Here is a 25,838-nt window from a genome sequence, read left to right as displayed (position 1 = left end):
CGTGGACATCGACATGAGCGCCCTGCGCGGGCTTGAGCGCGAAAAAGAGATCAAGTTCGACCTCCTGGTCGAGGCCATCGAATCGGCCCTGTTGATCGCATACCACCGCACCGAGGGCAGCCTGCCCAAGGCGCGGGTGGAGCTGGACCGCTCCACCGGTCACGTCACCGTGTGGGCGACCGAGACCGACGAGGCCGGGCAGCGCGTTCGAGAGTTCGACGACACCCCGGACGACTTCGGCCGGATCGCGGCGACCACCGCCAAGCAGGTGATCCTGCAGCGGCTGCGCGACGCCGAGGAGGAGATCACGTTCGGCGAGTTCGCCGGCCGTGAGGGCGAGATCGTCGCGGGCGTGGTCCAGCAGGGCAAGGACAACCGCAACGTCCTGGTGGACCTGGGTCGCATCGAGGCGATCCTGCCGCCCCAGGAGCAGGTACCGGGCGAGCGGTACGCGCACGGCATGCGCCTGCGTTGCTATGTCGTACAGGTGCGGCGTGGGCCCAAGGGGCCGTCCATCACGCTCTCGCGCACCCACCCCAACCTGGTGCGGAAGCTGTTCGCGCTGGAGGTCCCGGAGATCGCCGACGGCAGCGTCGAGATCGCCGCGATCGCCCGCGAGGCCGGCCACCGCTCCAAGATCGCCGTCTACTCCACGCGGGCCGGGCTCAACCCCAAGGGCGCGTGCATCGGGCCGATGGGGGCACGCGTGCGTGCCGTCATGGCCGAGTTGAACGGCGAGAAGATCGACATCGTCGACTGGTCGGACGACCCCGCCCGGATGGTGGCCAATGCGCTGTCCCCGGCGCGGGTGAGCAAGGTCGAGGTCGTGGACCTCGCCGCGCGTTCCGCCCGGGTGACCGTGCCCGACTACCAGCTCTCGCTGGCGATCGGCAAGGAGGGACAGAATGCCCGACTTGCCGCGCGATTGACCGGATGGCGCATCGACATCCGGCCGGACACCGAGACCGGTGAATCGGACGACCGGGGACGGTCGGCCGAACCAGGTCGCGGTGAGGAGCGGTAGACTTGAACATGTCTGGTCGCAGGCGTGCCCGAGCATGCCCTCGTACGAGGTCGGAGAAGCAGGAAATCACTGCCTCTCCGTGCCGAACGTGCGTAGGTTGTCGGCAGCGTGCGGCCAAGGCCGACCTATTGCGGGTCGTGGCGGTGGAGGGCAGTTGTGTCCCCGACCCCCGCGGCCGAATGCTCGGACGGGGCGCGCATCTGCACCCCGATCCGGAGTGCCTGGCCCAGGCGGAGCGTCGCAAGGCGTTCGTTCGGGCTTTGCGCGTGCCGGGGCCGCTGGACTCGGCACCACTGCGTGCTTATTTGAGCGGTGATGGGTTGTCAGAGGTCGGTCGGACAGGTCCAGCGAAGCAGTACCTCGCGAGTCGGAAGTAGGTCGAGATTGCGATGAGCACTCGATGAGTACGCGATGAGTACAGACATGCGGTAGTGACGGTCCGGCGGACGACCAACCCCGGACCAGAAGGAGCGACGTGGCAAAGGTCCGGGTATACGAACTCGCCAAGGAGTTCGGAGTCGAGAGCAAGGTCGTCATGGCCAAGCTCCAAGAACTCGGTGAGTTCGTTCGTTCGGCGTCCTCGACGATCGAGGCGCCGGTTGTTCGCAAACTGACGGAAGCACTCAAGACGGAAGGCGGGCCCTCCCGCCGGCCCCAGCGTCCCGCCCCCTCGGGCGCGCCGCAGGGCGCCACCCCCAGTTCCCCGCAGGGCGCCGCGGCGCGTCCTGCCCCCGCTCCGGGCCCGCGCCCGGCGGGTGCGCCGACTCCGGGCCCGCGCCCGGCGCCGCGCCCGGCCCCCCAGGGCAGCACCGCTCCGCCCGTGGTGCCGGCCGTACCGGCCGCCGAGGCGGCTCCGGCCGCCCCGCGTCAGGCGGAGCGTCCCGCGGCCCAGTCGGGTTCGCGTCCGGCCGGCGCGCCGGCTCCGGGCCCGCGCCCGGCAGCGCGTCCCGCCGATCGTGGTCCGGCCGAGCGTGGCCAGAGCGACCGCGGTCCGGCCGAGCGCGGTCCGCGTTCGGACCGTCCGGCGGCGGCCTCCTCGGGTCCCGGTGCGGGCAACCGTCCGGGCCCGCGTCCGGCCGGTGCCGGTCAGGGCGGCCCCGGTGGCCGTCCCGAGCGCGGCGATCGTCCCGAGCGTGGCGAGCGTCCCTCCGGTCCGCGTACCGGTGGCGCTCCGTCCGCCGGTGGCGCGCGTCCGTCGGGTCCCGGTCAGGGTGGTGCACCCCGTCCGGGTGGCACCCGCCCCGCCGGCCCGCGTCCGGGCAACAACCCGTTCACCTCGGGCAGCACCGGCATGCCGCGGCCGCAGGCCGCGGGCGGCGCCGGTCGGCCCACTCCCGGTGGCATGCCGCCGCGTCCGCAGGGTCCTGCGGCCGGTGGCCCGCGTCCGGGTGGCTCGGGTGGCCCCGCGGGTCCGCGTCCCGGTGGTAGCGCAGGCCCCGGTGGCCCGCGTCCCAACCCGGGCATGATGCCCAACCGTCCGGCGCCCGCTCGTGGCCCGGGTGGTCCCGGTCGTCCCGGTGGTGCGCCCGGTCGTCCCGGCGGTCCCGGCGGCGGCGGCGGTCGTCCCGGCGGTCCCGGTGCCGGTGGCGGTGGCGGTCGTCCCGGCGGCGGCGGTGGCGGCTTCGGCGGTCCCCGTCCCGGTGGCGGCGGCGGCGCTCCGGGTCGTCCCGGTGGCGGCGGCGGCTTCGCCGGTCGTCCCGGCGGCGGCGGTCGTGGCGGCCCCGGTGGCCGTGGCGGCACGCAGGGTGCGTTCGGTCGTCCCGGTGGGCGTCCGGGCCGCGCGCGCAAGTCGAAGCGTCAGCGTCGTCAAGAGTTCGACAACATGCAGGCTCCGTCCGCCGGTGGCGTGATGGCTCCTCGCGGCAACGGGCGAGTCGTCCGGATGTCGCGCGGTGCCTCGCTCACCGACTTCGCGGAGAAGATCAACGCGAACCCGGCAGCACTCGTCCAGATCATGTTCAACCTGGGCTCGATGCTGACCGCGACGCAGTCGGTGAGCGACGACGAGCTGCAGACCCTCGGGGCCGAGCTCGACTTCGTGATCCAGATCGTCTCCCCGGAGGAGGAGGACCGCGAGCTGCTCGAGTCCTTCGACCTCGAATGGGGCGAGGACGAGGGCGACGAGGAAGACCTGGAGGCGCGTCCGCCGGTCGTCACCGTCATGGGCCACGTCGACCACGGCAAGACCCGCCTGCTCGACGCGATCCGCAAGACGAACGTGATCGCGGGCGAGGCCGGTGGCATCACCCAGCACATCGGTGCCTACCAGGTCGCGACCACGGTCAACGAGGTCGACCGCAAGATCACCCTGATCGACACCCCCGGTCACGAGGCGTTCACCGCCATGCGTGCCCGCGGTGCCAAGTCGACGGACATCGCGATCCTCGTGGTCGCGGCGGACGACGGCGTGAAGCCGCAGACGATCGAGGCGCTCAACCACGCGCAGGCGGCCGGCGTGCCGATCGTCGTCGCGGTCAACAAGATCGACAAGGAAGGCGCGGACCCGACCAAGGTTCGTGGCCAGCTCACCGAATACGGGCTCGTGGCCGAGGAGTACGGCGGCGACACGATGTTCGTCGACATCTCGGCGAAGCAGGGCCTGGGCATCGACGAGCTGCTGGAAGCGGTCGTGCTGACCGCGGACGCGGCTCTGGAGCTCACCGCCAACCCGCACCAGGAAGCCCAGGGCATCGCGATCGAGGGTCACCTCGACAAGGGCCGCGGCCCCGTCGCGACCGTCCTGGTCCAGCGCGGCACGCTGCGCATCGGCGACGCGATCGTGGTCGGCGAGGCGTACGGCCGGGTCCGCGCGATGATCGACGAGAACGGCAACAACCTCACCGAGGCTGCGCCGTCCCGTCCGGTCATGGTGCTGGGTCTGACCTCGGTGCCGGGTGCCGGTGACAACTTCCTCGTGGTCGAGGAAGAGCGCACCGCGCGTCAGATCGCCGAGAAGCGGGCGGCCCGGGAGCGCAACGCGACCCTGGCCCGTCGCTCCAAGCGCGTCTCGCTCGAGGACCTGGACAAGGCCCTCAAGGCCGGCGAGATGCAGCAGCTCAACCTCATCCTCAAGGGTGACGGCTCCGGTTCGGTGGAGGCGTTGGAAGACGCGCTGCTCAACCTGGATGTCGGCGACGAGGTCGAGCTGCGGATCATCGACCGGGGTGTCGGTGCGATCACCGAGTCCAACGTCAACCTGGCGATGGCCTCGGACGCGATCATCATCGGCTTCAACGTCCGGCCGGAGGGCCGGGCGCGGACGATGGCGGACCGCGAGGGCGTCGACATTCGCTTCTACTCGGTGATCTACCAGGCCATCGAGGAGATCGAAGCAGCGCTCAAGGGCATGCTCAAGCCCGAGTACGAAGAGGTCCAGCTGGGCACGGCGCAGATCCGCGCGGTGTTCCGCTCCTCCAAGCTCGGCAACATCGCGGGCTGCATGGTCACCGGCGGGACGATCAAGCGCAACACCAAGGCGCGGATCATCCGGCAGGGGGCGGTCGTCGCCGACAACCTCAACGTCGAGGGCCTGCGCCGCGAGAAGGACGATGTCACCGAGGTCCGCGAGGGCTTCGAGTGCGGTATCAACCTCGGTTCGTTCAACGACATCAAGGTCGAGGACATCATCGAGACGTTCGAGATGCGGGAGAAGCCGCGAGGCTGACCCGGTAGGTCGAACCGATCGAACCGCTGATCGACACGACGGATCCGCCCGGTACGCACCGGGCGGATCCGGCGTGTCGCAGTACGAGCAGACCAGCGTGACCAGTGACACCCCGGGCCGCGACGTGTGAGCCCGGTTCTTTCGTCGGTGGCCCCAGCGGCCCCGACCCGAGGCCTCCCGGGCCGGCCAGGCCCGTCGCCTATGTTTGTGGGAACCATCAGCCTCGATCTGCTGTTCGGCGATGTGCACTCGTTGAAGGAAAAACGATCTCTGATCCGCCCCATACTGGCGGACCTTCAGCGCAAGAATGCCGTTGCCGCCGCCGAGGTGGAGCATCAGGATTTGCATCGGCGCAGCGTGATCGGCATCGCGGTGGTCTCCGCGAGCGTCGAACGATGTGCCGAGGTGTTGGACAGCTGTGAGCGGCTGGTCGCCGGCCGGCCCGAGTTGGAACTGCTCTCCGCACGCCGCAGGGTGTACGGAGAGGACGACTGACCATCGTCCGACCGCCGTCGAACGCGCGGTCGGACGAGCAGCCGAAGAGAACAAGCAACGAGAGCGGCCCCCGCGTCCGGTGATCCCGGGCGCGGGGGATCCCGCCGAAATGCCGAGCAATCGCAGGAGGATCAGTGGCCGACACCGCGCGGGCGCGCAAACTCGCGGACCGTATCCAGGTTGTGGTCGCGGAGACCTTGGAGCGCCGGATCAAGGACCCGCGTCTGGGGTTCGTGACGATCACCGCCGCACGAGTGACCGGTGACCTCCGTGAGGCGACCGTGTTCTACACGGTCTACGGCGACGAGACCGAGCGTGCGGCGACCGCCGCCGCACTGGAGAGCGCCAAGGGCGTGCTCCGCAGTGAGGTGGGCCGCCAGACCGGCGTACGACACACGCCGTCGCTGACGTTCATCGCCGACGCCCTTCCGGACAACGCCAAACTCATCGACGATCTCCTCGCCCGGGCACAGCAGGCCGATGCGGCGGTACGCTCAACCGCCGCGGGCGCCGGCTATGCCGGTGACGCGGATCCCTATCGGACCCCGGCCGTGGACGACTCCGAGGACTCCGACGACGAGTCGGAGGCGGAGACCAAGGCGGATACACAGGAGGGCGACCGACCTTGACACCAGGCGTGGCGGCGGACCGGGAGCCCGGCCCGACCGCGGGAGCGAGGCCGCGGACCGACGACTTCGGCGCGAGGACGGCGCCGCCGACCGCGCCGGGTGCGGCCGAATGGGACGAGGCGGTACGCCTGCTCCTGACGGCTCGCGACATCACCCTGCTGGCACACGTCAGCCCCGACGGCGACGCGCTCGGTTCGGCGCTCGCCGTCGGGCTGGCGCTGCGCGAGCTGGGCCGCCCCGTCCGGGTCTCCTACGGTGACGACCCCCTCGTGGTGCCGTCCTCGCTGGAGTTCCTGCCCGGCCAGGACCTGCTCGTGCCGCATACCGAGGTGCCCGAGGAGCCGGAGCTGGTCGCCGTCTTCGACGCGGCGGGCTCGGCCCGGCTGGGCCTGCTGGAGGCCAAGGCCAAGGCGGCGGGCACCCTGCTGGTGGTCGACCACCACGCCTCCAACACACGCTTCGGCACGCATCACCTGATCGACATCCAGGCACCCGCGACCGCGGTGCTCGCCGACGAGTTGATCACCCGGCTCGGCGCGACGCTGACCGCCGACATCGCCACCGCGCTGTACACCGGCCTGGTCACCGACACCGGTTCGTTCAAGTACGTGGGGACCACCCCCGACACGCACACCTTCGCGGCCCGACTGATGGCCACCGGGATACGGCACGACCTGATCCAGCGGGCGATCTGGGACACCTGCCGGTTCGGCTACCTCAAGGTGCTCGCCGGCGCCCTCGCGGGGGCCGAGCTGGACGCGGGCGCGGCGGGCGGTCTGGGCCTGGTGTCCACCGTGATCACCCGCGCCGAACGGGCCGCGCACGGGGTCCGCCTGGACGAGATCGAAGGCGTGATCGACGTGGTCCGCAAGAGCGGCGAGGCCGAGGTCGCGTTGGTGCTCAAGGAGGACGACGACGGTGCGCTGCGCGCGTCCGCCCGCTCCAAGGGAGCGGTGGACCTCGGACGCGTCTGCGGAGCCTTCGGCGGCGGCGGGCACGCGTTCGCCGCCGGATTCACCGCATACGACCCACCGGCCGAGGTGGTGGCCCGATTCCGGGACCTCCTGGCCGACGCACTACTGCCGGTCGCTCCGGCGCACGCAACCCCGGGAGACGACGCGTGAAGCGCCGCAACGCAGGACCCCCGCCACCCGACGGCCTGGTGATCGTGGACAAGCCGGCCGGGCTCACCTCGCACGACGTGGTGGGCCGCCTGCGCCGCATCGCCGGCACCCGCCGGGTGGGGCACGCGGGCACGCTGGACCCGATGGCCACCGGTGTCCTGGTGATCGGCATCGAGAAGGCCACCCGCCTGCTCGGCCACCTCGCGCTCACCGAGAAGGAGTACGTCGGGACCATCCGGCTCGGCCAGAGCACGGTCACCGACGACGCCGAGGGCGAGGTCACCGCGACCACCCCGGCCGCGCACGTGGACGACGCCTCGATCGCGGCGGGCATAGCCGAGCTGACCGGCCCGATCCTGCAGGTGCCCTCCAAGGTGTCGGCGATCAAGATCGACGGCAAGCGCTCGTACTCGCGGGTGCGCGACGGCGAGGAGTTCGAACTCGCCGCCCGCCCGATCACCGTGTCCGCGTTCGAGGTGCTCGCCACCCGGCGCGAGGGCGTCACGGTCGACCTGGACGTGCGGGTGACCTGCTCGTCCGGCACCTACATCCGGGCGCTGGCCCGCGACCTGGGCGCCGGGCTCGGGGTCGGCGGTCATCTGACCGCGCTGCGCCGCACCCGGGTGGGGCCGTATGCGCTGGACCGGGCGCACACGCTGGAGGAGCTGGAGGAGTCGTTCGGCGTGCTGCCGATCGCCGAGGCGGCCACGGCGGCCTTTCCGCGCCGGGAGGTCACCGAGGACCAGGCGCGCGCCGTCTCGCACGGCGGCCGGCTGCCGGCCGACGAGAGCGAGGGGCCGGTGGGTGTGTTCGGCCCCGACGGCACCTTCCTCGCGCTGGTGGAGAACCGGGAGGGCGTGGCCCGACCGCTCGCGGTGTTCGTGGGCTGAGGCCGCGCTCGGGGTGATGGTTGCCACGGCGGGGGCGGGACCGAGGGACGGCGCCTGCATGGGAAGCTGGACCCGCGACACGTCACGAAGAACGAGGAGCGGTTACGGTGCAGCGTTGGCGGGGCTTGGAGGACGTCCCCAGCGATTGGGGACGCTCCGTCGTCACGATCGGGTCCTATGACGGTGTGCATCGCGGGCACCAGCGGACGATCGGCCGGGCGGTCGAGATCGGTCGCGAGCGCGGACTGCCGGTGGTCGTGGTCACGTTCGACCCGCACCCCAGCGAAGTGGTCCGCCCGGGAAGCCACCCGCCGCTGCTCACGCCGCACCACCGGCGCGCGCAGCTGATGGCGGACCTGGGAGTGGACGCGGTGCTGGTGCTCCCGTTCACGCTCGAATTCTCTCGGCAGAGCGCGGCCGACTTCGTACGGCAGGTCCTGGTGGACACGCTGCACGCGGCCGTGGCGGTCGAGGGGCGCAATTTCCGATTCGGCCACAAGGCGACGGGCAACGTCGCGCTCTTGGAGGAGTTGGGCGTGGCGAACGACTTCACCGTCGTCGAGCCGGAGCTGTTCGTCTCGGGCGAGGTGACCTTCTCCTCCACCGTGGTGCGGGCCCGGGTCGCCGAGGGCGACGTCGCTGGTGCGGCCGAGTTGCTCGGTCGGCCGCATCGGGTCGAGGGCGTGGTGGTGCGCGGCGACCAGCGCGGGCGCGAGCTCGGCTACCCGACGGCCAACCTGGAGGTGCTCCCGTACACGGCGATCCCGGCCGACGGGGTGTACGCGGGCTGGCTGGTGATCGAGGGCGAGCGGCTGCCCGCGGCGATCTCGATCGGCACCAACCCGACCTTCGACGGCACCGAGCGGCGGGTCGAGGCGTACGCGCTGGACCGGACCGACCTCGACCTGTACGGGATGCACGTCGCGGTGGACTTCCTGGAGTACCTGCGCGGGACCGAGCGCTTCGACTCGATCGACGACCTGCTGGAACACATGGCGCGCGACGTCAAGCGCGCGCGTGAGCTGATCGACGCGGCGGACCCGGGCCCGACGGGCTGAACCGGCGCCGCCGCACCGTTCGCGGCGTCGCCTCGCTGTCGCCCGAACCGTCGCTTCGCGACGGATGTGCCGAGGGCCGCCCCGGAGTGCTTTCCGGGGCGGCCCTTCGTCATGTCAGCCCTGACGCGGTGGTTGCCAGTCGCCGGGCGGGGGTTGCTGGTAGTACGGCTGCTGCGGCTGCGGCTGCGGTTGCGGTTGCGGCTGGTGCGGGTGCTGCGGCTGCTGTGGGTGCGGCTGTTGGTGGGGGTGCTGCTGCTGCTGCGGTTGCGGTTGCTGTTGTTGCTGGGGATACGGCTGCTGTTGCGGGTACGGCTGCGCCTGTTGCGGCTGACCGTAGTAGGGCTGTTGCTGCTGTGGTTGCTGGTATTGCGGCTGCCACTGCTGCTGATCGGCCGGCGGCTGGGTGCGGTGGAAGTCCTCGGCGACCAGCGCGGCCAGCTCGAAGTAGGCCTCGCGGGTCTTGGGCCGCATCATGTCCAGGTCCAACTCCGCGCCCGCCGACAGGTGTTCGTCGAACGGAACGACCACGACCGCGCGGCAGCGGGTCTCGAAGTGGGCCACGATGTCCTCGGTCTTGACCATCTTGCCGGTCTCCCGGACGCCCGAGATCACCGTGATGCTGTTCGCGACCAGATCGGCGTAGCCGTGCGCGACCAGCCAGTCGAGCGTGGTGCTCGCGCTGGTCGCGCCGTCCACGCTGGGCGTGCTGATCACGATCAACTGGTGGGCCAGGTCGAGCACACCGCGCATCGCGCTGTAGAGCAGGCCGGTGCCCGAGTCGGTCAGGATGATCGGATACTGCTTGCCCAGCAGGTCGATCACCGAGCGGTAGTCCTCGTCGTTGAACGTCGTCGACACCGCCGGGTCCACGTCGTTGGCCAGGATCTCCAGGCCGCTGGAGGACTGCGACGTGAACCGCCGGATGTCCATGTAACTGTGCACGTGGGCCATCGAGTTGACCAGGTCGCGGATGGTCGCGCCGGTCTCCCGGCGGACCCGGCGGCCGAGCGTGCCGGCGTCCGGGTTGGCGTCGATCGCGATCACCCGGTCCTGCCGCTCGGTGGCCAGGGTCGAGCCGAGCGCGGTGGTGGTCGTGGTCTTGCCGACGCCGCCCTTGAGGCTGATCACCGCGATCCGGTAGCAGCCCAGGACGGGCGTGCGGATCCGCTCCAGGCGTTCGGCCCGGCGGGCGTCGGCGGACTTGCCGCCGAGCCGGAAGCGCGGGGTCTGCCGGCGCGGTTGCGGTTGCTTGCGCAGCAGTCGGTCGCTGGTCAGTTCGACAGCCGCCGTGTAGCCGAGCGGCGCGCCGCCGACGGTCCGGGCGGGGGTGCCGCCGCCGTCGGGGGACCAGGACTGCGGTGGTGGGCCGCCCTGCGCGGGGGCGCCCGGCGGGTAGGGCTGTGCGGCGTCGGGCGCGCGGTCGTACGGGTTGGGCGGCTCGGGGCCGCGGTCCGCCGGTGCGGGCTGCCCGGGCTGGTGCTGCGCGGCCTGGTGTGGCGGGGTCTGCTGGTGCGGGGCCGGCTGCGCGTGCGGTCCGGGGGCGCCGTGCGGGGGCGTGCCCGGGTACGGCGACTGCGGCTCGGGGCCGGCGGGCGGTTGGCCGTACGGGTTGTGCTGCGGGGCCGGTGCGCCCTGCGGCGGGGTGCCCTGGGCGTACGGCGGACGGCCGGCGTCGGGCTGTCCGTAGGGGGCGCCCTGGCCGTACGGCGGTTCCTGGCCCTGCGGGCCGGGCCGGCCGTACGGCACCTGACCCGGGCGGCCGTCGGCGGGCGCGGCCTGGGCGTAGGGATGCTGCGCCTGGTTGGGGTCGGGCTGCGGGTAGGGCGCGGGGGCCTGGGGGCCGGGGGCGCCGTGCGGCGGGGTGCCCTGCCGGTATGGGTCCGGGGCCTGCTGGTACGGGCCGGGGGCCTGGGCGTACGGCGGCTGCCCGCCGTGCTGCTCCGGCGGGCCGGCCGGTTCGTTGTTGCCGCCGAAGGCGCGCCGCATCCAGGAGCGTTCGTCGCGCTGCTGCGGCTGCGGCTGCGGCTGCGGCTGCTGGTGGTGCGGGGGCGCGACCGGCTCGCCGGCGGGCGGTGGCAGTGGTTGTCCGGTCGGCGGCGGGGCACCGGTGCCCCACGCCTCGCCGTGACCGGGGGCCGTGCCGGACCAGCCCGGAGGCGGCATGGGTGAGCCCTGCGGCGGGGTCGTCGGACGCGGCGGGGCACCGGTCGGCGCCGAGGGGTGCCCGGCGCCGGGCGGTGGAGCCTGCTGCGGGATGCCCGGCGGCGGGGCCATGTCGTCGGTGATCGGCGCCATCAGCCGGGTCGCCGGGTCGGGCAGCGGAACGCCCTGGGCCGGGCCCGGGTACTGCTGCTGCCCCGGGCCGGAGGGCGTGCCGCCCTGCTGCTGCGGCGGGTACGGCGCCGGGCCGCCCTGCGGTGGGGCGGGCTGCTGCCCGTAGGGCGGATAGCCGCCGGCGGGCGGCGGCTGCGGGCCGTCGGTGGGCGGTTGCGGGGCACCGGCCGACGCGGCCCGGGCGGCCGGCTGCGGCTCGGCGGTGTGGCTCTCGGGCTGCGGGGCGAACGGGCCGGCCGGGTCGCCGGTCGGGCGCTGGGCCGGGTCGTACGGCTCGGGCGTCGGCTGCGCGTCGGCGGCCGGCGGGTACGGCGAGTGGTTGTCGTACCGCGGCGGCTCGGGAGCGTGCTGCGGCGCGGGGCCGGCGGACGCCTCGGCGGGCTCCGTACGCGGCGTCTCGGCGGCCGGTCCGGCGGGGGACAGGTCGGGGATCGGCGTGCCGCCGGCGGGTGTGGTGGGCACGTCGCTCGGATCGAACGGCGCGTCCGTGTGCGCCCGGTCCACCCGCTCGGGCGTGGGCACCGGGTCGGCCGGCCGGTCGGCCGGATCGGGCTCGGTGGAGTCGGGCTCGGCGGAATCGACGGGGTCGCCGGGATCGGTGGCTCCGGCAGGCTCGGTGGGCTCGGCCGGCTCGGGGTCGAGCGCCGGGCCGGCGTCGCTCGGCGGTACGGGAGCGGCCGGCGGCTGCTCGGCGGGCGCGGCGTCCTCCGGCCGGGAGGCGGGCGGAGCCTGATCGGCCTGCTCGGCCCGGTCCGGGCCCCGGTGGTCCGACTCCGCGGTCGGCGCGGTGGGTGCGTCGGCACCGACCTCGCGCGGATCGGCGGCGGATCGGCCCTGGTCGACGGACGGCGGCACGACCACGGTCGGCTCGCCGGGGGTGAAGGGCGGCGGAGCGGTCGGGCCGTCGGTGGGTCGGCCCTGGTCGACGGACAGCGGCATGACCATGGTCGGGTCGCCGGGGGTGTACGTCGGGCCCGGCGTGGTCGGCGGCCCGGTGGGGGGTTGCTCGGCCGAGGGCGCGCCGTAGGGGAGCGGGGCCGGGGGCTCGGGCGCGGTGTACCCCGGCGGCACGACGGTGGTCGCGTCGCCCGCGGGCGCGCCGAATCCGCGCGGTTCGTCGGCGGGCGGGGTGCTCGGTTGCCCGGGGGCGCCGGCGCCGTACGGAGGCTGCGGGTCGGCCCGGTGCGACGCGGCGTGATCGACGCCATGGGGCGCGCCCGGACCGGCGGGCGGCTCGGCCGCCGGGGCGCCGCCGTAGCCGGGCGCATCCGCCGGGCGCGGCGGCGGGGACACCGATGCGGGCGTGCCCGCGCCGGATCCGTACCCACCCGGGGCGGCGCCGGTCGGCGCGTCCGGGCCGGGGCCGGTCCCGTACGGCAGCGGTGCGTGCGGGTCGGGCGTTCGCGCGGGCGGCACCAGCGTCGCGTCGTCGCTGCCGTACCGGGGCGCCTCCGGCACCTGCCGAGGGGGCGCGGGCGCACCGACTCCGGACGGTGGTGGCGCAGGTGCGCCGCCGTCCTGGTGCGTGTACCACGAGGGCATGGTGAAGTCGGGTCCCGACCACTCCTCTTCCTCGTCGACCCCCGGCTCGATGTGTGCGCCGTCCTGCTCGCTGCTCACGGTGTGGTCCTTCCGATCGTCCGGAGGCGGCTCGGCTCGGATCACACGGCGCCGCGCCGTCCGCCGTACCCCGACCCCAGGGTCGAGGCTGCCCCCTACACGAGCCTCACAGCGTAGTCAGCGGTGTCGGCACCCGTCGCCGGTCCGTCCACCTGTTCGCGCAGAGCCGCTGTCGCGACCGCGCTCGGTCAGTCCATCCGGCGCGGCGGCCCGAGCAGGCCGACCTCGGCCCGAGTGGGCGTCAGCAGCACGTACTTGCGCGACTTCCGGGTGCTCCACAGGGTCAGTTCGTCGGCGAGCGTGGGCAGCGCGGCCTCGTCCTCGCCGGGCAGGGACAGTACCGACGAGGCGGCCTGCGCCTCGATCGGGGAGACCCGCTGGATGCCGACCAGTCCCGCACCCACGCCGATCCGCTGCCGGGCCTGCGCCGGGTCCAGGAACGGCAGCAGGGTCAGGGTGGTCTGCCACGCGGCAGGCGCGAGCCGATTGCGCGGCGGTCGGGCGCCGCAGTCGCGAATGACCAGGACCGGGCTGCCGGCGGTGGGACCCTGCGGACCGAGCCGACCCACCTGATGCACCGTCACGCACGGCTGGGCGCCACCCGCGGCCTGGGCCATCGCGGACCACAACTGCGGACGACCGGACTCGATCGCGACCCGCGCGCCGATCGCCGCAGCGCGCAGCGCGATGATCTGCACCACATAGGCGCCGCCGACGAACGCCACGTCCAACGGCTCGGGCCGGAACAGGCCGAGCACCGCGGGGTTGCGCTCGGCGTCGACCCCGATCACCACGCCGTCGTCGCCCACCGGCAGACCGAGGGCGGGCAGCTGGGCGGTGGTCAGTACGTGCCGTTCGTGCCTGGGGCCGACCAGACGGGCCAGGCCCCTGCGCCGCGAGGGCCGCGGCACGGGAGTCCCCGAGCCGGGCGTGGGGTTCGGCGTGGGGGCGGGCGGCGGGTTCGGATTGCGGTTGTTGCCACGTCCGTTCGAGGCCCGGCGTCGGCCCCGGCCGGCGTTGGTCGTGCTCACTGGTCGATCCTCCCCGTACGTGTGCACCTGTGACGGTTCGTCACGACAGGCCGCCGAGTGGCAGTGTGGCCAGCAGAGCCGGCTGCTGCTCCCAGTCGAGCCGGGTCAGACCGATCTTCTCGGTGCGGGCCCGCCGCTCCAACTGTCGTGTCACGTCTGCGAGTTCACTACCGGAACGGGCGGCGATCCGGACGTGCGTGGTGAGCGCGGTGGTGCCACCCACGCCGTGCGTCGCGGTCAGGGCGAACGTGGTGGCGATGGCCGGCGTCGCGGTCAGCGCGCCCACCAGGTCGGAGGTGCGGCCCTGGGTCAGCTGCGGCCAGCGGTTGGCCCAGTACGTGGTGTGCCACCGGTCGTCGCAGCGCCAGGCGCGCTTGGACTCGGTGGTGCGCCGGCCGCCGCGCCCGTACTGGCGGGTGGTGCGGTTCACACTGCACGAGGTGGCGAGCGCCTGGATCAGCTCGGCCTCCTCGAGCGCACGGGCCTCGAAGCCGGCGCCGGTCAGGTTGCCGGCCAGCTGATTGACCGCGCGCAGCAGTGCCCGCTGGGCGCCCTCCTCGCCGCCGCCGCGGGCGGCGACCGCGCCCGCGCACAGTTCCGGCTCGAAGCGCAGCGCGATCCAGGTCAGCCGCAGCGCCGGTACGTCGTGCAGCCCCTGCTCGACGAGTTCGCGGTAGGACCGGGTGGCCAGCGCCTCCTCGGGCAGGTGGGTGGCCGGCGCGGGCTGGGTGTGCTGGACCACCTGGACCGAGGCCAGCGTGACGTCGTCGACCTCCAGCGTGCTCACGATCGTGGGCAGCGGCAACGGTCGTTGCGCCCGCGAGGGGCGCAGCGGCTCGTCGCGCGAGGTGACCAACAGCACGGCGGTGAGGAAGGTGCCGTCGCCGATCAGCCCGATGGAGCGGCGATCGCGGTCGGTGACCGAACTCGTCGCCAGATGCGGCGCACACTCCAGGACCGGCACCAGGACCGGGTCCGCGTCGTCCGGGACGGCCGGCATCCGGTGCCGGCGACGGAAGTCGAACAGGATCGGCAACCACTGCACCAGCCAGCGGCCGCGCAGCCGCACCAGGGCGGGCACCACGAGCAGCAGCGCGAGCACGCCGAGGCCGATCAACGCCGCCGGATTCGTGGCCAGTCCGATCGCGACCAGCAGCACCCCGAGCTGGACGAGCACGATCTGCTGTACCAGGACGCCGCCGATCCGACCGGCGCGCGGGTGTACGCGCAGAACGGCGCGCTGCGGTACCGGTGGTGACGTCCCGTCGGGTGTGGGCGGGCGGGTCTGCCGATGCGTGCCTACCGGCGCGGGTGCGGCCACGTGTGTAGATCCCCCATGCTCACGACTTGTCCCCGTTTGCCGTCGCCCGACTGTCACGGCGGGTGCGGCACACCGTACGGTACGGGGCCGGGGGTTTGCCCGCGACCCTGTGGCCGCGTCGGTGATAGAACCTTCAGCCGGAGCGCATGGTCGATCACGGGGAGAACGATGGCATCGCGCCGCGAGCAACTTGAGGCGTACATCTTCGCGCGCCGCCGCATGGTGGCAGCGTTCCTGCAACCGGCTCCCGGCGGTGGCACCGAGGAGAACGCGCCCAAGCCGATGCGCATGGTCACGCCGAGCATCGTGGTCGCGATGCTCGTGCTGGTCGGCTTCGGGGTCGTCGGGCTGATCAAGCCGGGAACGCCGCCGGGATGGAAGAACAAGAGCAGCCTGATCGTGGGCCGCGACTCGGCGAGCCGATACGTCTATCTCGACGGCAAGTTGCATCCGGTGCTCAACATCGCCTCCGGCCGACTGCTGCTCGACCCGGGCAACTTCAAGGTCAACATGGTCCCGGAGAAGCAGCTCAACAGTGTGAGCCACGGGGCGCCGCTGGGCATCCCGAACGCACCGGACCGGCTGCCGACGGCCAAGGAGGTCAGGGAGCGCAAGTCCTGGACCGTGTGCGAGCGGCCGGCCGTGGGCAAGGACGGCAAGCCCGACCCGGCCGGCGAGCCGCAGCGCAGCGTGTTCATCGGCGCCGCTCCGGCGGACGGTGCGCTGCGGCCGGGCGAGGCGCTGTTCGTGCAGGACCGCAGCCGGCTCAAGTACCTCGTCTACCAGGGCAAGCGCTTCGTGGTGGAGGCGCCCACCGTGATCGGCGCGCTGAACCTGGTCGGCATACCCGCGCAACCGGTCAGCGACGCGTGGCTGGCCACGCTGGTCGACGGGGGCACCATCGACCACCCGATGCCGGCCGACTACGGCAAGCCGACCCAGCTGCCCCTGGACAGGGAGTACAACAGGGTCGGCATCGTGCTGCGCGCGGAGGGCAGTGCCCAGCGGCAGAACTATGTGGTCACCAAGGAGGGCGTGGTGCCGGTCAGCGAGCTGACCGCCGTGCTGCTGACCACGAACCCCAGGGCCAGGGAGGCGTACGGGAACACCACGCCCACCGCGTTCCCGGTCAACATCGGCACGCTCGGCGGCGCCGTGGTGCAGGACCGCACGTTCGCCGCGGACAAGGGCTGGCCGGAGATCCCGCCGACGCCGATGAACCGGATGACGCGCAACGACCTGGAACTGCCGCGCAACGTGGTGTGCAACACGTTCTCCGGCGAGTGGCGCGGCATCCAGCCGGTGACCACGCAGTCCGCCGGGATCCGGCCGCCGGAGCAACTCGTCGACGGCATGGGCGGCGTGTGGGTCAAGCCCGGCGCGGGGGCGCTGTACCGCGAGGTGACCGGCACGCCCGACGAGGGTGGCCCGACGTACCTGGTGGCCGACTCGGGACTGCGCTACAGCGTGCCGGAGGACGCTCAGGCCGGCGGCGCGCCGGCCGGCCCGAACCGGGACAGCGAGGCGAAGCAGCGCCTGGGCTACAAGGGCGTGGACGTGCGGCCGTTGCCGCGGGCGTGGTCCGAACTGGTCTCGCGGGGACCGCAGTTGAGTACGGTCGATGCCAAGAAGCCGCAGGGTTCCTGAGCCTGGGGGCGGGAGTTGAGGTAGCGTCGGACGGGTCGTGAGTGGTAGGGACTCCCGACGCCGAGACAACCGGAAAGCACCACCGAAGACCGGCACATTGCACAGAGCCGCGGGGGTATCCACCGAGTCAAGGTTCCGTAACCATGCGTAGGGCGTCGCTTGGGCGGCGTCCCGGATTGCGGTTAGAGTTCCCACGACGTCGCAACGGTGACGTTGGTGCGGGGGCACCCGACACGGGTGACACGAGCCTTCCCTCGCGCACGTCTGTCTCATGGGGGATGGTGAAACATGGCAGGTGAAGCGTTCAAGATCACTCCGCAGATGTTGGCGGAGTTGTCGAAGAAGGTGCAGGGCGTGGCGACCGACCTCGAAGCGGCCATCCAGGAGATGAACCGCAAGGTCGATGCGATCGAGGGTCAGTGGCAGGGCGCTGCCAGGAACCAGTTCGACCCGTTGCAGGAGCAGGCCGTGCAGAAGGCGCTCGGGGTCAAGCGCGCGCTCGACGCGATTTCCGGGGCCATGGGCCACAACGCCAACTCGTACGACCAGACCGAGACGACCGTGTCCGGCAACATCTCGAAGTTGATGTTCTGACCGGGGTTCGCCACTCGGTCGCACACGGTCGCACCGGCTCTCGTACTGCTCGGGGCGATGCCCCGGTCGCAAGCCGGTCATCCGACACTGGGGAGAAAGCATGTCGCAGGTAGTTGTCACTTTCGCTGCGCTCGAACAGGCCGCAGCCGATATTCGCGCCCTCAACGCCCGTCTCGCCGACATGCAGTCGGGTCTCAAGCGGGACATCGCGCCGGTCACCGAGTCGTGGTCCGGTGACGCGCGCGAGGGTTACCTCGTCCAGCAGGCGAGCTGGGACCAGAACGCGCAGGGTCTGCAGGACGCGCTCAACGGCATCGCCGACGGCCTGATGCGGGCGGCCGACGCGTACCGCCAGACCGAGGCGTCCAACGCCAAGATGTGGCACTGACACCGGGAATTCCGGGGCACCGGCGGTCCGTACCGGCGTGGTGGCGCTCGCAGTTGCTGCGCCGCCGACGTGGTACCGGTACCGACGCGGTAGCGGTATCGGTCCGGGGGCAGCCGCCGGGTCGATGGTCGGTGCCATCGTTGTGCCGCGGTGAGAGGAGGCGGGCTCGTGCCCGCCTCCTCCCGCGTCCGTCATCGGTCTCACGGGGGCCGGGGACACCTACACGACAGGTCTGGCCGGCCCGGGACTCCGGGGTCGGTCCGGTGGTGATCCGGAAGGCGAACGAACCGATGCGACCCGTGCGGCGACGGTGGGCGGCACCTCTTCTCGCGCTCGGCCTGCTGCTGCCGGCGGGGTCGGCGGCGATCGACCAAGGGCCGGTGGACACCGAGCTGCTCGCGGGCGAGTGCGTGTACCCCTCCAAGCCGATGCCCGGCAAACCCTGGTCGCTACAGCGTGTACTGCTCGACGAGCTCTGGCAGAAGTCCACCGGCAAGGGCGTCACGGTCGCGGTGATCGACACCGGGATCGACGACGACAACCCGCAGTTGGGCCCGGCGATCGTGCCCGGCAAGGACTTCTTCGACGACAAGGCCAACGGCACCGACGACACCCACGGCCACGGCACGATGGCCGCGGGCATCATCGCGGCCCGGCCCGGCAGCGGGCTGACCCCCCGGCTCGACACCGGCTTCGTGGGTCTGGCGCCCGAGGCGATGTTGTTGCCGATCCGGCAGAACGGCGGCGACGACGCGACGAAGGGCAACGAGGACAGCCTGGCCGCAGCGATCGACTTCGCGGTCGCGGGCGGTGCGACGGTCATCAACATTTCGCAGGACACCGTGGGCGGCCAGGAACCGGGCACCAAACTGCGCGAGGCGGTGCAGCGCGCGATCGCCAAGCAGGTGGTCGTGGTCGCCGCCGCGGGCAACTCCGGCGACAAGGACAACCTCGACTCGTGGCCGGCGAAGTATCCCGGCGTCCTGGGCGTCGGCGCCTCCGACCGCAACAACGAGCGGGCGCCGTTCTCGCAGAACAAGCCGTACGTGGGCGTGTTGGCCCCGGGCGTGGACATGTGGTCGACGGTGCCCAAGGGCGGTCACTGCAGTGGCGCCGGCACCTCCTTCGCGACTCCCTACGTGGCCGCCGTCGCGGCGCTGATCCGCTCGGCGCACCCCACCTACACCGCGGCCCAGGTGATCACGCTGATCGAACAGACCGCGCAGCGCGCCGCCCCGGGCCACATGGACGGCGTCGGCTGGGGCGTGGTCGACCCGCTGCGCGCCCTCAGCTCCACGACGGTCCCCGCATTCGCCCCGGTCCCGGACCCCAAGGTCGACCGCAGCACCGAACTGGTCAACGTCGCCCCCCTGGCCCACGGCCCCACCCGCGCCGACCGCGACCGCCGCCAGGCCTCGGTGGTCCTGTTCATGGCCATCGGCCTGACCATCATCGTCATCTGCACCGCCATCGTCATCCGCGACGCCCGCCGGCGCGGTAAGGCAACCCCCAACACCGGCTGATCCGAGGTGCCACCCGCACACCGGAATCCCCACGTCCGCGGGGCCGGGCCTCGCCATCGGTCACCGTTGTGCGGCTTCGATCGTGTTCATTGACAGAAATTGCACCTCCATTCGATTCGGGGGCCGATTCCCGCCGAGCAAGAAGGGGAAACATGGGAAGCCAGGAGTTACCGGATACGCCGATAAATCGCGCCATGACGCCCGAGTATTTCAGGGTGGATCCGAATAGTAGACCGCAGTCGAGCCCACTTCTCGCGGCTCCCCCGAAGCAACCGCCGCCGATTGTTTCGGGCGATGGCGGATCGTCTCCGCAGGTGACGGGACCCAGATTTGCCGATGAGCCGGACAGTGACTGGTCCGGGCCCGGAATGGATCGGATCCTGAGCGATCCCGCGCACCGGCCGGTATTGCCGAGCAAGGCGGATCCGGTGCTCGCCCAACCGGCGAACAGTTTCGCGGTGGACGTCGAGAAACTGGTTCCCGCAGCATCGAAGGCGGTCTCGATAGGCCTGGATCTGAAGGTGCTCAGCGGCGAGGTGGGTCAGCCGCCGCCGCCAGGCACGCCAGGTTTCAAAATCGGCTTCCAGATGGGCGAACTGGGCCGTGAATGGTCGACCGCGATCATGCGGCTGGCCAATGGATCGCAGGCTGCCGCGGACAAGATATACCGGACCCGTACGCAGTACCGTGACAACGAAACCGAACTGAAATCGATGTTCGGCGCGGGGGATTAGAACGTGGTCAACTTTGTCGAGCTGAGAGATGCCAGATTCGATGGATGGCGTGAATTCGCGACCGCGTGGACCAAGGGCGCAAGCCGCCTGCACGACCTGGAGAGGTCCTTCCGGACCGGCGTGAACGACATCGTCGAGGAAGCCGGCTGGAAGGGCGTTTCGGCGCAGACTGCGGACAAGGAACTCGAACGGCTCGTCCGACAGATCTCCATATCTGCGATGCAGGCTCGGTCGATCGGGTCGGCGGCGGACAAGGCGATCGCGGAAATCCTTGGGATTCAGGCCTCTCTGCTGGCCGCCATACGTGACGCGGAAGCATCCGGAATCAGGGTCACGGATGCTTCCGGAGGATATGTACTCAAAGCTGAGGTACCGCCGGGAAAGGAGGGTGCCGCTGCTCCGGATCCGGCGAGGGTTCAGGGCCTGCTGGACGAATACAAGGCACGTTTCGACGGAATACTCCGGCAGGCTTCCGAGGCTGACGACAAAATCGCCGGAATACTTGCGACACTCAACCCTTCGGATGTTTCACCCACCGCGCCGAATTCGTGGGAGAACGCTACGGAGGATGCCCGGAGGGTTGCCGGCCTGTATGGGCTGAGCGCACTTCCGGAAAAGATGGACCCGGTTCGGAGTGCGGCATGGTGGCGAGATCTCAGCGAGGACCAACGGAAGCTGTATCTTGCCAACTATCCGCATGAGATCGGAAGTATGGACGGTCTTCCGGCGGCTGATCGCGACAAGGCCAACCGTATCGCCCTCGATGCGCGCCTGGCCGATCTTTCCGGGCGTCCGCTGACGGACAAGGAATATCGAGAAATCAAGAATCTCGAAGCCATAAATCTGGCGTTGACCAAGAATGGGACCTGCGCCGCGGACGACTCGGGAATAATGCTGCTGAAGTTCGGCGACAAGTTCCTCGACGGCCAGGTTGTCATGTCGATCGGAAATCCGGACCTGGCGAAGAATACCGCAATCCTGGTGCCGGGAACCAACACGGATGTGGCCGGCGGACTCGAGGGACAGATGAAGCGTCTCGACAAGATTCAGGAGGCATCCGATCGACTCACGCTGGAAAGGGGTGATGTCGCCTCGGTATTCTGGCTGGACTACGACGCTCCCGAAGCGTCATTCGGAGGTCTTACCACTCCCTGGGAATCCAAAGTTTCCAGCGTGGTCGGATGGGGGCGATCGGAAGAGGGGGCGCCGAGACTCGATTCGTTCGTGGGTGGTCTTCGCGCCCAGTCCACGGACCATCACATCAGTGTGGTGGCGCACAGCTACGGTTCGGCTCTCCTGGGCGATGCCGGCCGGAGCGGTGATGGTATTGCGGTCGACGACATGATCGTCGTCGGTAGTCCTGGTATGCATGCCGACAGCGCAGACGATTTGCACATCGATCCGCGACACGTGTGGGCGGAAGTAGCCGGCGACGACCCCATTCCCGGACTCGGCGAAGCCAGTCATGCCGGCTGGCAGGCGGGCCATGGGAAGACGCTGCCGCACGAGACGGATTTCGGCGGTAACCGCCTGGCTGCATCGCAGGGTGATCACAGTAGTTACTGGAATGTCAAAGGCGACGAGGCGGACGAGAGTCTCAAGAATCAAGCAAAGGTGATCATGGGGACCTATGACGATCCGAACCCGGCCCGTCGCCCCGAACTCGTGCACGGCCAGTATCCGACCACGCCGAAGCGATGAGGACGGGTCGCGCCCTTGCGCTGGCAATGAGTTTTCTGGCCTTTGGTTCGGCCTGTGGAGGAGATATGACGCAGAGCAGCAAGACGCACGCGGTCATGCCGATGGAGGACGCCCGGGCAATCGCGGAGCGGCATGCTCGATTGGTACTGGACACCATCGGTGCCCCGGTCACCCCGCAGGGACTCTCGTCGAAGGACGGTCCGTGTGAGGATGCGGGCGGCAATCTCTCCGACGGGAACTCGTATTCTCTCTTGCACATGTACAACGTGGTCGTTGCGCCCGAGCATCAGGTCGAGGCGTTGCATCGAACCCGAGACGCGCTGATTTCTCACGGTACAAAGGTTGTGGAGGACAAAGTCTACGATATTCCCGAGAGCCCGGGTGGCGAAGTTTCCGCGGTAAGCAGTGCCGACGGTTTCAAGATCCTGGTGAGCAGCACGAGCCCACCCGAGCAGATCACGATCTGGGTCACCTCGCCGTGTTTCACGAAACCGGTGGCCGATCGGAAATAGTTCGATGGCGACCGGGCCGGGCGGTGCGGACCGTGGGTAGGGCGCAAGAGCCGCCCGACTTACCCGCGGGGCCGTCGAGTCGGATCGGATCGCCCTTCCTCAGCCTTCAGCGCCGATCGTAGGGGCCGGCGCCGGGGTGGTAGGTCGGCGGTGCGGGGGGCGCGGTGGGCCACGGAGGCACGGCGGCGGCTTGGCGGTGGGCGAGTTCGCGGGCTCGGCGGCGGCGCATGGCGATGACGGCGGCGCCGGCGACGAGGGCTGCTGCGGCGATGGTGCCGGCGAGGATCGGGACGAGGAGGCCGTCGCCGTCATCGTCGGACTTGGCGACGGGTGCCGCCGCAGGCGGGGCGGTCTGGCTCGGCGTAGTGGGCGCTGCGGCCGAGGGGGTATTCGGGGCGGCCGTTGTCGGCGCGGTGGTGGGCTTGTCGCCACGGACGCCGATCAGCGGGTTGACGTCGGCGGGGCCGGGCGTGTCGGTCGCGGCTAGGGCCTTGCGGGGGCTGACGGCGCCGTACCCGAAGGTGTCCGAAGGCACGGGCTCATTGGGGCGATTGGCAGTATCGAGCAGCCGCCGAATGACCTGGTTGGCGGTCCAGTCGGGATGCACGGACCAGACGAGCGCGGCGACGCCGGAAGTGAGGGCCGTGGCATCGCTGGAGCCGGTGCCGAGGCAGTAGCGGGTCGAGGAAACACAGGGGCTCGGGATGTCTTGCCCTGGAGCAGTGAGCGATATCCAGGAGCCACTGACGTTGTTGCTCGCCGGTTTCCCCTGCTTGTCCACCGCGCTGACTGCCAGGACTCCGGGGAACGCGGCTGGATAGACGGGGATGCCGTTTTGGCTGTCCGGGGTGTTTCCGCCGCCTGCCACCACCAATTTCCCCTTGCTCAAGGCGTAGTCGACTGCTTCACCTTCCAATTGGGATTTTGCGGATCCCGCCAATGAGATGCTGATGATTTGAGCATCTGAATCTGCGGCAAGGCGGATTCCCTTCGCGATCGATACCTCGTCGTACTTGCCAGGTGAAGTCTCGACCGCCCGAAACGGCAGGATCTTGACCCCGGGTGCCACGCCGAAGGCACCTTGGCCGCCTCCGGCCCGACCTTGGCCCGCGATGAGCCCTGCCATGCCAGTCCCATGCCCACGAGAGTCACCGGGGGTGCTCAAACTCGGTAGAACTTGCCCTTCGAGGTCGGGGTGAGTCGTATCGACCCCCGAGTCGATTACAGCGACAGTCACTCCACTGCCACGGGAGGTTTTCCATACCTCATCGATCTTCCAGATATCCAGATACCACTGTTGTCCACGGATGGATTCAGCGTGTGCTGCCGGCGCGAAATGTCCGCCGCCGATCAGAATAGTCAACAGCAAACCCAGTACCACCGAAAGCCGGTGAGCTGGGGTGAGGCATCGGCTCATGCGGCCTGGGTTTCCTTTCTGAACGGCAACTGACGCGAGGTCACTCGATGACGGGCGGAACGACGCCGGGGCGGCGCGGGCCGTCCCAAGGATTGTCGTCTTCGTCCTCTGAGCGTGTAGTACGCCGACGGACCTGCTCGGATCGTGTGCCCCCGGTGAATGGTGTCCGCTCCCCCGGAGTTGCCCGGCGACCCGAAGGTCCGTTGTTTTCCGGCGTCGTCGAGGTGCCGCTTTCCGCAGGCAGTGCCTGTAGCCGAGGCGAGTTTCGGACGGATGGGGTGCCGGAGGTCCTGCCTACCGAGCCGCCTTGCGACATCGCCAGTCGTCGAACCGGGTTTCGTCCCGATGCCGGACCGATCGAAGAACTGCCGACACCAGGTGCCCCCGGCATGCCTCCCGGACGTCCGGTTGAGTTTGATCCCGGCACGTTGCCCGGTGGGCTCGGCACTGGGCTGCGCCCCTCGGGGCGAGCACTGAACGTCCCTCTACTGCCTGGCCCCGGAGTGCCACCGACACCCGGACCCGGTCTTGCCCCAGGCGTCGAGCCACCTCCCGGTGACGTGCCTGGGATGTTGCCTACGCGTGGGCCTGCTCCCGGAGCCCCGCCAGAGCGTCCCCCTTCTCCGCTGCGGGAGAAGGGCGGTGCGCTTGTTCCGGGGAGCAGGGGAGGACCGCCCGGCACACCTCCTGGCGGTCCGCCCACTGTCGGCGTTGTCACGGGACCCAAACCACCCCCGGGCGTCTGCGGGGTCCAGGGGGCGGTGGGCGGCGATTGAGGAGCGGTTAGCGGGCCGGTGCCTTGCAAGTCGGTCGACTGCGGGATGTATGGAGGTGTGTTGCCCGTGAACGGTGTGGGCGATTGGGTCGAACCGGGAACGCTCCCGGTAGGAGCCGAGTAGATTCCGGGTGCCGAACCCGAACCTCCGCCTCCTACCTGCGAACCCTGTGAGCGGCGGCTCCCGTCCCCATACCCGTCACGTATGCCGCCAGAGCCCGGCTGCCCGGACTGATTCCCGTCCGGTCCACTGATGACGACGTCCGTGTGCACGTCACCAGCAGCTCCCGGAAACACCGGCACCGGGATTGCCTGGAGGTCCGTTGCCACCACGCGGTAGGTCGACGCCAGGGTGCGCATTCGCGTGATCGCCTCGCGGCGTGCCGCCTCCACCTGGCCCTGGGCGTCCGTGTGGGCCTTGATCGGGTCCACGCCGTCAGCGGGTGGTGGGGTGCCCGGAGGTACGACGGGGGCCGGCCCGTTCGCCTTGGCCAGGACCGTGGGGTCGATCCGGGGCATGCCCAGCTTGGCTACGAAGATCTGCTCGCCGACGTGGTTGATGTGGTTGCCGGCGGCGTTGGCGTAGTCGCCGAGGCCGTTGGTGGCCATGACCAGTTGCCCGGCGAGCTGTTGGAAGGCGTCCGCGCTCTCGCCCTGCCAACCGTCGCTCATGCTTCGGGCGATTCTTGCGAGGTTCTCGGCGGCGGTCGTGATCCTCTGGGCCGCCCCGGTGAGCTTTTGTCCGTATCCGGCGAGCGCCGAAGGGTTCGCCGTGGCGACCATGGCCTGCAACTGTTCGAGGGTGAAGCCCTCGAAGTCGGTCTCCGCCATCAGAATCTCCCCCTGGCCCTCGTGCTCCGCCTCAGCGTCATCCGAGATCGACCTTCCGGTTCGCGGGTGGTGCCTGCGGTACCCGAGGAGGTGAATCGACGACCGGAGGCTGCGAGCCGCCGTTGAGCACCTGCTGGATCTGCAGTGTGGCGCGGCGCTGTTCGTCGTCCGTCGCCACCACGTTGTTGCCGGTCGTCTTGATGTTCTGCTTCATCTTCGCGATCTGGCCGTGCAACGTGTTGATCAAGGTCTGCAGTCGGTCGGCCGTCTCCTTGAGTACCCCTCCGATCAACGGCGCCTCGGCGAACGACACTCCCAGGTCGCCCTCACCGATCGTGTACTTCGTCGCGTTCGCCGGCGAGTCGGCACTGTCCACGAGATCGGCAAGTACGCCCTGCAACGCGCCCTGGAACGCCTCCAAAGCCTCCACGCTCAACCGGAAACCCGATCCGCCGCCCCCCGGCGCGGAATCCTGTCCTGCCATGACCACACTTCCCCCGAGCTTGTCGCCGCGATTCGCGACCCT

General features: G+C 70.7%; 20 protein-coding genes. 15 read left to right on the top strand and 5 right to left on the bottom strand.

The window, feature by feature from the left end:
* Nucleotide 1 precedes the first annotated feature (1 nt).
* From nusA to ACFZBU_RS08815, 8 genes are all read left to right on the top strand, one after another.
* Nucleotides 2-1,024 carry a transcription termination factor NusA gene (gene nusA, locus ACFZBU_RS08850; protein ID WP_391582782.1) on the top strand — a complete coding sequence of 341 codons (1,023 nt, stop codon included), beginning with the start codon at nucleotides 2-4 and terminating at the stop codon, nucleotides 1,022-1,024.
* 8 nt (nucleotides 1,025-1,032) lie between these two features.
* Complete coding sequence (locus tag ACFZBU_RS08845; protein WP_079026705.1) at nucleotides 1,033-1,401, top strand: YlxR family protein; 369 nt, start codon at nucleotides 1,033-1,035, stop codon at nucleotides 1,399-1,401.
* A gap of 98 nt (nucleotides 1,402-1,499) precedes the next feature.
* Complete coding sequence (infB, locus tag ACFZBU_RS08840; RefSeq protein WP_391582781.1) at nucleotides 1,500-4,688, top strand: translation initiation factor IF-2; 3,189 nt, start codon at nucleotides 1,500-1,502, stop codon at nucleotides 4,686-4,688.
* A gap of 201 nt (nucleotides 4,689-4,889) precedes the next feature.
* Complete coding sequence (locus tag ACFZBU_RS08835; RefSeq protein WP_391582780.1) at nucleotides 4,890-5,183, top strand: DUF503 domain-containing protein; 294 nt, start codon at nucleotides 4,890-4,892, stop codon at nucleotides 5,181-5,183.
* Between the two features lie 134 nt (nucleotides 5,184-5,317).
* Nucleotides 5,318-5,812, top strand: coding sequence for a 30S ribosome-binding factor RbfA (rbfA, locus tag ACFZBU_RS08830; protein WP_391582779.1), 495 nt, complete (start codon nucleotides 5,318-5,320; stop codon nucleotides 5,810-5,812).
* The gene (locus tag ACFZBU_RS08825) at nucleotides 5,809-6,936 is read left to right on the top strand and encodes a bifunctional oligoribonuclease/PAP phosphatase NrnA (RefSeq protein ID WP_391582778.1); all 1,128 of its coding nucleotides are present in this window, start codon (nucleotides 5,809-5,811) and stop codon (nucleotides 6,934-6,936) included. Before rbfA ends, ACFZBU_RS08825 begins: the two co-directional genes overlap by 4 nt.
* On the top strand, nucleotides 6,933-7,826 hold the full coding sequence (gene truB, locus ACFZBU_RS08820; RefSeq protein ID WP_391582777.1) for a tRNA pseudouridine(55) synthase TruB: 894 nt from the start codon (nucleotides 6,933-6,935) through the stop codon (nucleotides 7,824-7,826). Before ACFZBU_RS08825 ends, truB begins: the two co-directional genes overlap by 4 nt.
* 107 nt (nucleotides 7,827-7,933) lie before the next feature.
* Nucleotides 7,934-8,884 carry a bifunctional riboflavin kinase/FAD synthetase gene (locus ACFZBU_RS08815; protein WP_391582776.1) on the top strand — a complete coding sequence of 317 codons (951 nt, stop codon included), beginning with the start codon at nucleotides 7,934-7,936 and terminating at the stop codon, nucleotides 8,882-8,884.
* A gap of 114 nt (nucleotides 8,885-8,998) precedes the next feature.
* Here the strand turns inward: ACFZBU_RS08815 and ACFZBU_RS08810 are convergent, their stop codons facing one another.
* From ACFZBU_RS08810 to eccE, 3 genes are all read right to left on the bottom strand, one after another.
* The gene (locus ACFZBU_RS08810) at nucleotides 8,999-12,838 is read right to left on the bottom strand and encodes an AAA family ATPase (RefSeq protein WP_391582775.1); all 3,840 of its coding nucleotides are present in this window, start codon (nucleotides 12,836-12,838) and stop codon (nucleotides 8,999-9,001) included.
* Nucleotides 12,839-13,026: 188 nt separating this feature from the next.
* The gene (locus ACFZBU_RS08805; RefSeq protein WP_391582774.1) at nucleotides 13,027-13,869 is read right to left on the bottom strand and encodes a hypothetical protein; all 843 of its coding nucleotides are present in this window, start codon (nucleotides 13,867-13,869) and stop codon (nucleotides 13,027-13,029) included.
* 40 nt (nucleotides 13,870-13,909) lie between these two features.
* On the bottom strand, nucleotides 13,910-15,190 hold the full coding sequence (gene eccE / locus ACFZBU_RS08800) for a type VII secretion protein EccE (RefSeq protein ID WP_391582773.1): 1,281 nt from the start codon (nucleotides 15,188-15,190) through the stop codon (nucleotides 13,910-13,912).
* Between the two features lie 168 nt (nucleotides 15,191-15,358).
* On the opposite strand from eccE, the gene eccB reads away from it, so the two are divergent.
* The 7 genes from eccB to ACFZBU_RS08765 all read left to right on the top strand — a co-directional run bounded on the left by eccB (nucleotide 15,359) and on the right by ACFZBU_RS08765 (nucleotide 22,289).
* Nucleotides 15,359-16,837, top strand: coding sequence for a type VII secretion protein EccB (gene eccB / locus ACFZBU_RS08795; protein WP_391582772.1), 1,479 nt, complete (start codon nucleotides 15,359-15,361; stop codon nucleotides 16,835-16,837).
* Nucleotides 16,838-17,125: 288 nt separating this feature from the next.
* A complete protein-coding gene (locus ACFZBU_RS08790) occupies nucleotides 17,126-17,431 on the top strand; it encodes a WXG100 family type VII secretion target (RefSeq protein WP_020553087.1) in 306 nt (101 codons plus the stop codon).
* A gap of 100 nt (nucleotides 17,432-17,531) precedes the next feature.
* Nucleotides 17,532-17,819, top strand: coding sequence for a WXG100 family type VII secretion target (locus ACFZBU_RS08785; RefSeq protein WP_355536648.1), 288 nt, complete (start codon nucleotides 17,532-17,534; stop codon nucleotides 17,817-17,819).
* 290 nt (nucleotides 17,820-18,109) lie between these two features.
* Nucleotides 18,110-19,342, top strand: a complete 1,233-nt coding sequence (gene mycP / locus ACFZBU_RS08780; protein ID WP_391582771.1) for a type VII secretion-associated serine protease mycosin — start codon at nucleotides 18,110-18,112, stop codon at nucleotides 19,340-19,342.
* Between the two features lie 152 nt (nucleotides 19,343-19,494).
* Nucleotides 19,495-20,076, top strand: coding sequence for a hypothetical protein (locus ACFZBU_RS08775; protein ID WP_391582770.1), 582 nt, complete (start codon nucleotides 19,495-19,497; stop codon nucleotides 20,074-20,076).
* A gap of 3 nt (nucleotides 20,077-20,079) precedes the next feature.
* On the top strand, nucleotides 20,080-21,777 hold the full coding sequence (locus tag ACFZBU_RS08770) for an alpha/beta hydrolase (RefSeq protein ID WP_391582769.1): 1,698 nt from the start codon (nucleotides 20,080-20,082) through the stop codon (nucleotides 21,775-21,777).
* A gap of 65 nt (nucleotides 21,778-21,842) precedes the next feature.
* Nucleotides 21,843-22,289, top strand: a complete 447-nt coding sequence (locus ACFZBU_RS08765; RefSeq protein WP_391582768.1) for a hypothetical protein — start codon at nucleotides 21,843-21,845, stop codon at nucleotides 22,287-22,289.
* A 106-nt stretch (nucleotides 22,290-22,395) separates the two neighbouring features.
* Here the strand turns inward: ACFZBU_RS08765 and ACFZBU_RS08760 are convergent, their stop codons facing one another.
* Both ACFZBU_RS08760 and ACFZBU_RS08755 read right to left on the bottom strand, forming a co-directional pair.
* Nucleotides 22,396-23,706 (bottom strand): S8 family serine peptidase, encoded by a 1,311-nt coding sequence (locus tag ACFZBU_RS08760; protein ID WP_391582767.1) that lies wholly within the window; start codon nucleotides 23,704-23,706, stop codon nucleotides 22,396-22,398.
* A 1,643-nt stretch (nucleotides 23,707-25,349) separates the two neighbouring features.
* Entirely contained in the window at nucleotides 25,350-25,796 is a 447-nt protein-coding gene (locus ACFZBU_RS08755) for a hypothetical protein (RefSeq protein ID WP_391582766.1), read from the bottom strand.
* Nucleotides 25,797-25,838: the final 42 nt, after the last annotated feature.

Source organism: Embleya sp. NPDC008237 (genome assembly GCF_042956465.1).
In the GTDB taxonomy this organism is placed as follows: Bacteria; Actinomycetota; Actinomycetes; order Streptomycetales; family Streptomycetaceae; genus Embleya.
This window is presented reverse-complemented; position numbering and strand designations above follow the sequence as displayed.

Bases quoted from the DNA above. Each gene is read 5' to 3' on its own strand.
- ACFZBU_RS08845 (WP_079026705.1), top strand. From the start codon at position 1,033: ATGTCTGGTCGCAGGCGTGCCCGAGCATGCCCTCGTACGAGGTCGGAG.
- ACFZBU_RS08835 (WP_391582780.1), top strand. From the start codon at position 4,890: ATGTTTGTGGGAACCATCAGCCTCGATCTGCTGTTCGGCGATGTGCAC.
- eccB (WP_391582772.1), top strand. From the start codon at position 15,359: ATGGCATCGCGCCGCGAGCAACTTGAGGCGTACATCTTCGCGCGCCGC.
- ACFZBU_RS08790 (WP_020553087.1), top strand. From the start codon at position 17,126: ATGGCAGGTGAAGCGTTCAAGATCACTCCGCAGATGTTGGCGGAGTTG.
- ACFZBU_RS08785 (WP_355536648.1), top strand. From the start codon at position 17,532: ATGTCGCAGGTAGTTGTCACTTTCGCTGCGCTCGAACAGGCCGCAGCC.
- mycP (WP_391582771.1), top strand. From the start codon at position 18,110: ATGCGACCCGTGCGGCGACGGTGGGCGGCACCTCTTCTCGCGCTCGGC.
- ACFZBU_RS08775 (WP_391582770.1), top strand. From the start codon at position 19,495: ATGGGAAGCCAGGAGTTACCGGATACGCCGATAAATCGCGCCATGACG.
- ACFZBU_RS08765 (WP_391582768.1), top strand. From the start codon at position 21,843: ATGACGCAGAGCAGCAAGACGCACGCGGTCATGCCGATGGAGGACGCC.
- ACFZBU_RS08760 (WP_391582767.1), bottom strand. From the start codon at position 23,706: ATGAGCCGATGCCTCACCCCAGCTCACCGGCTTTCGGTGGTACTGGGT.
- ACFZBU_RS08755 (WP_391582766.1), bottom strand. From the start codon at position 25,796: ATGGCAGGACAGGATTCCGCGCCGGGGGGCGGCGGATCGGGTTTCCGG.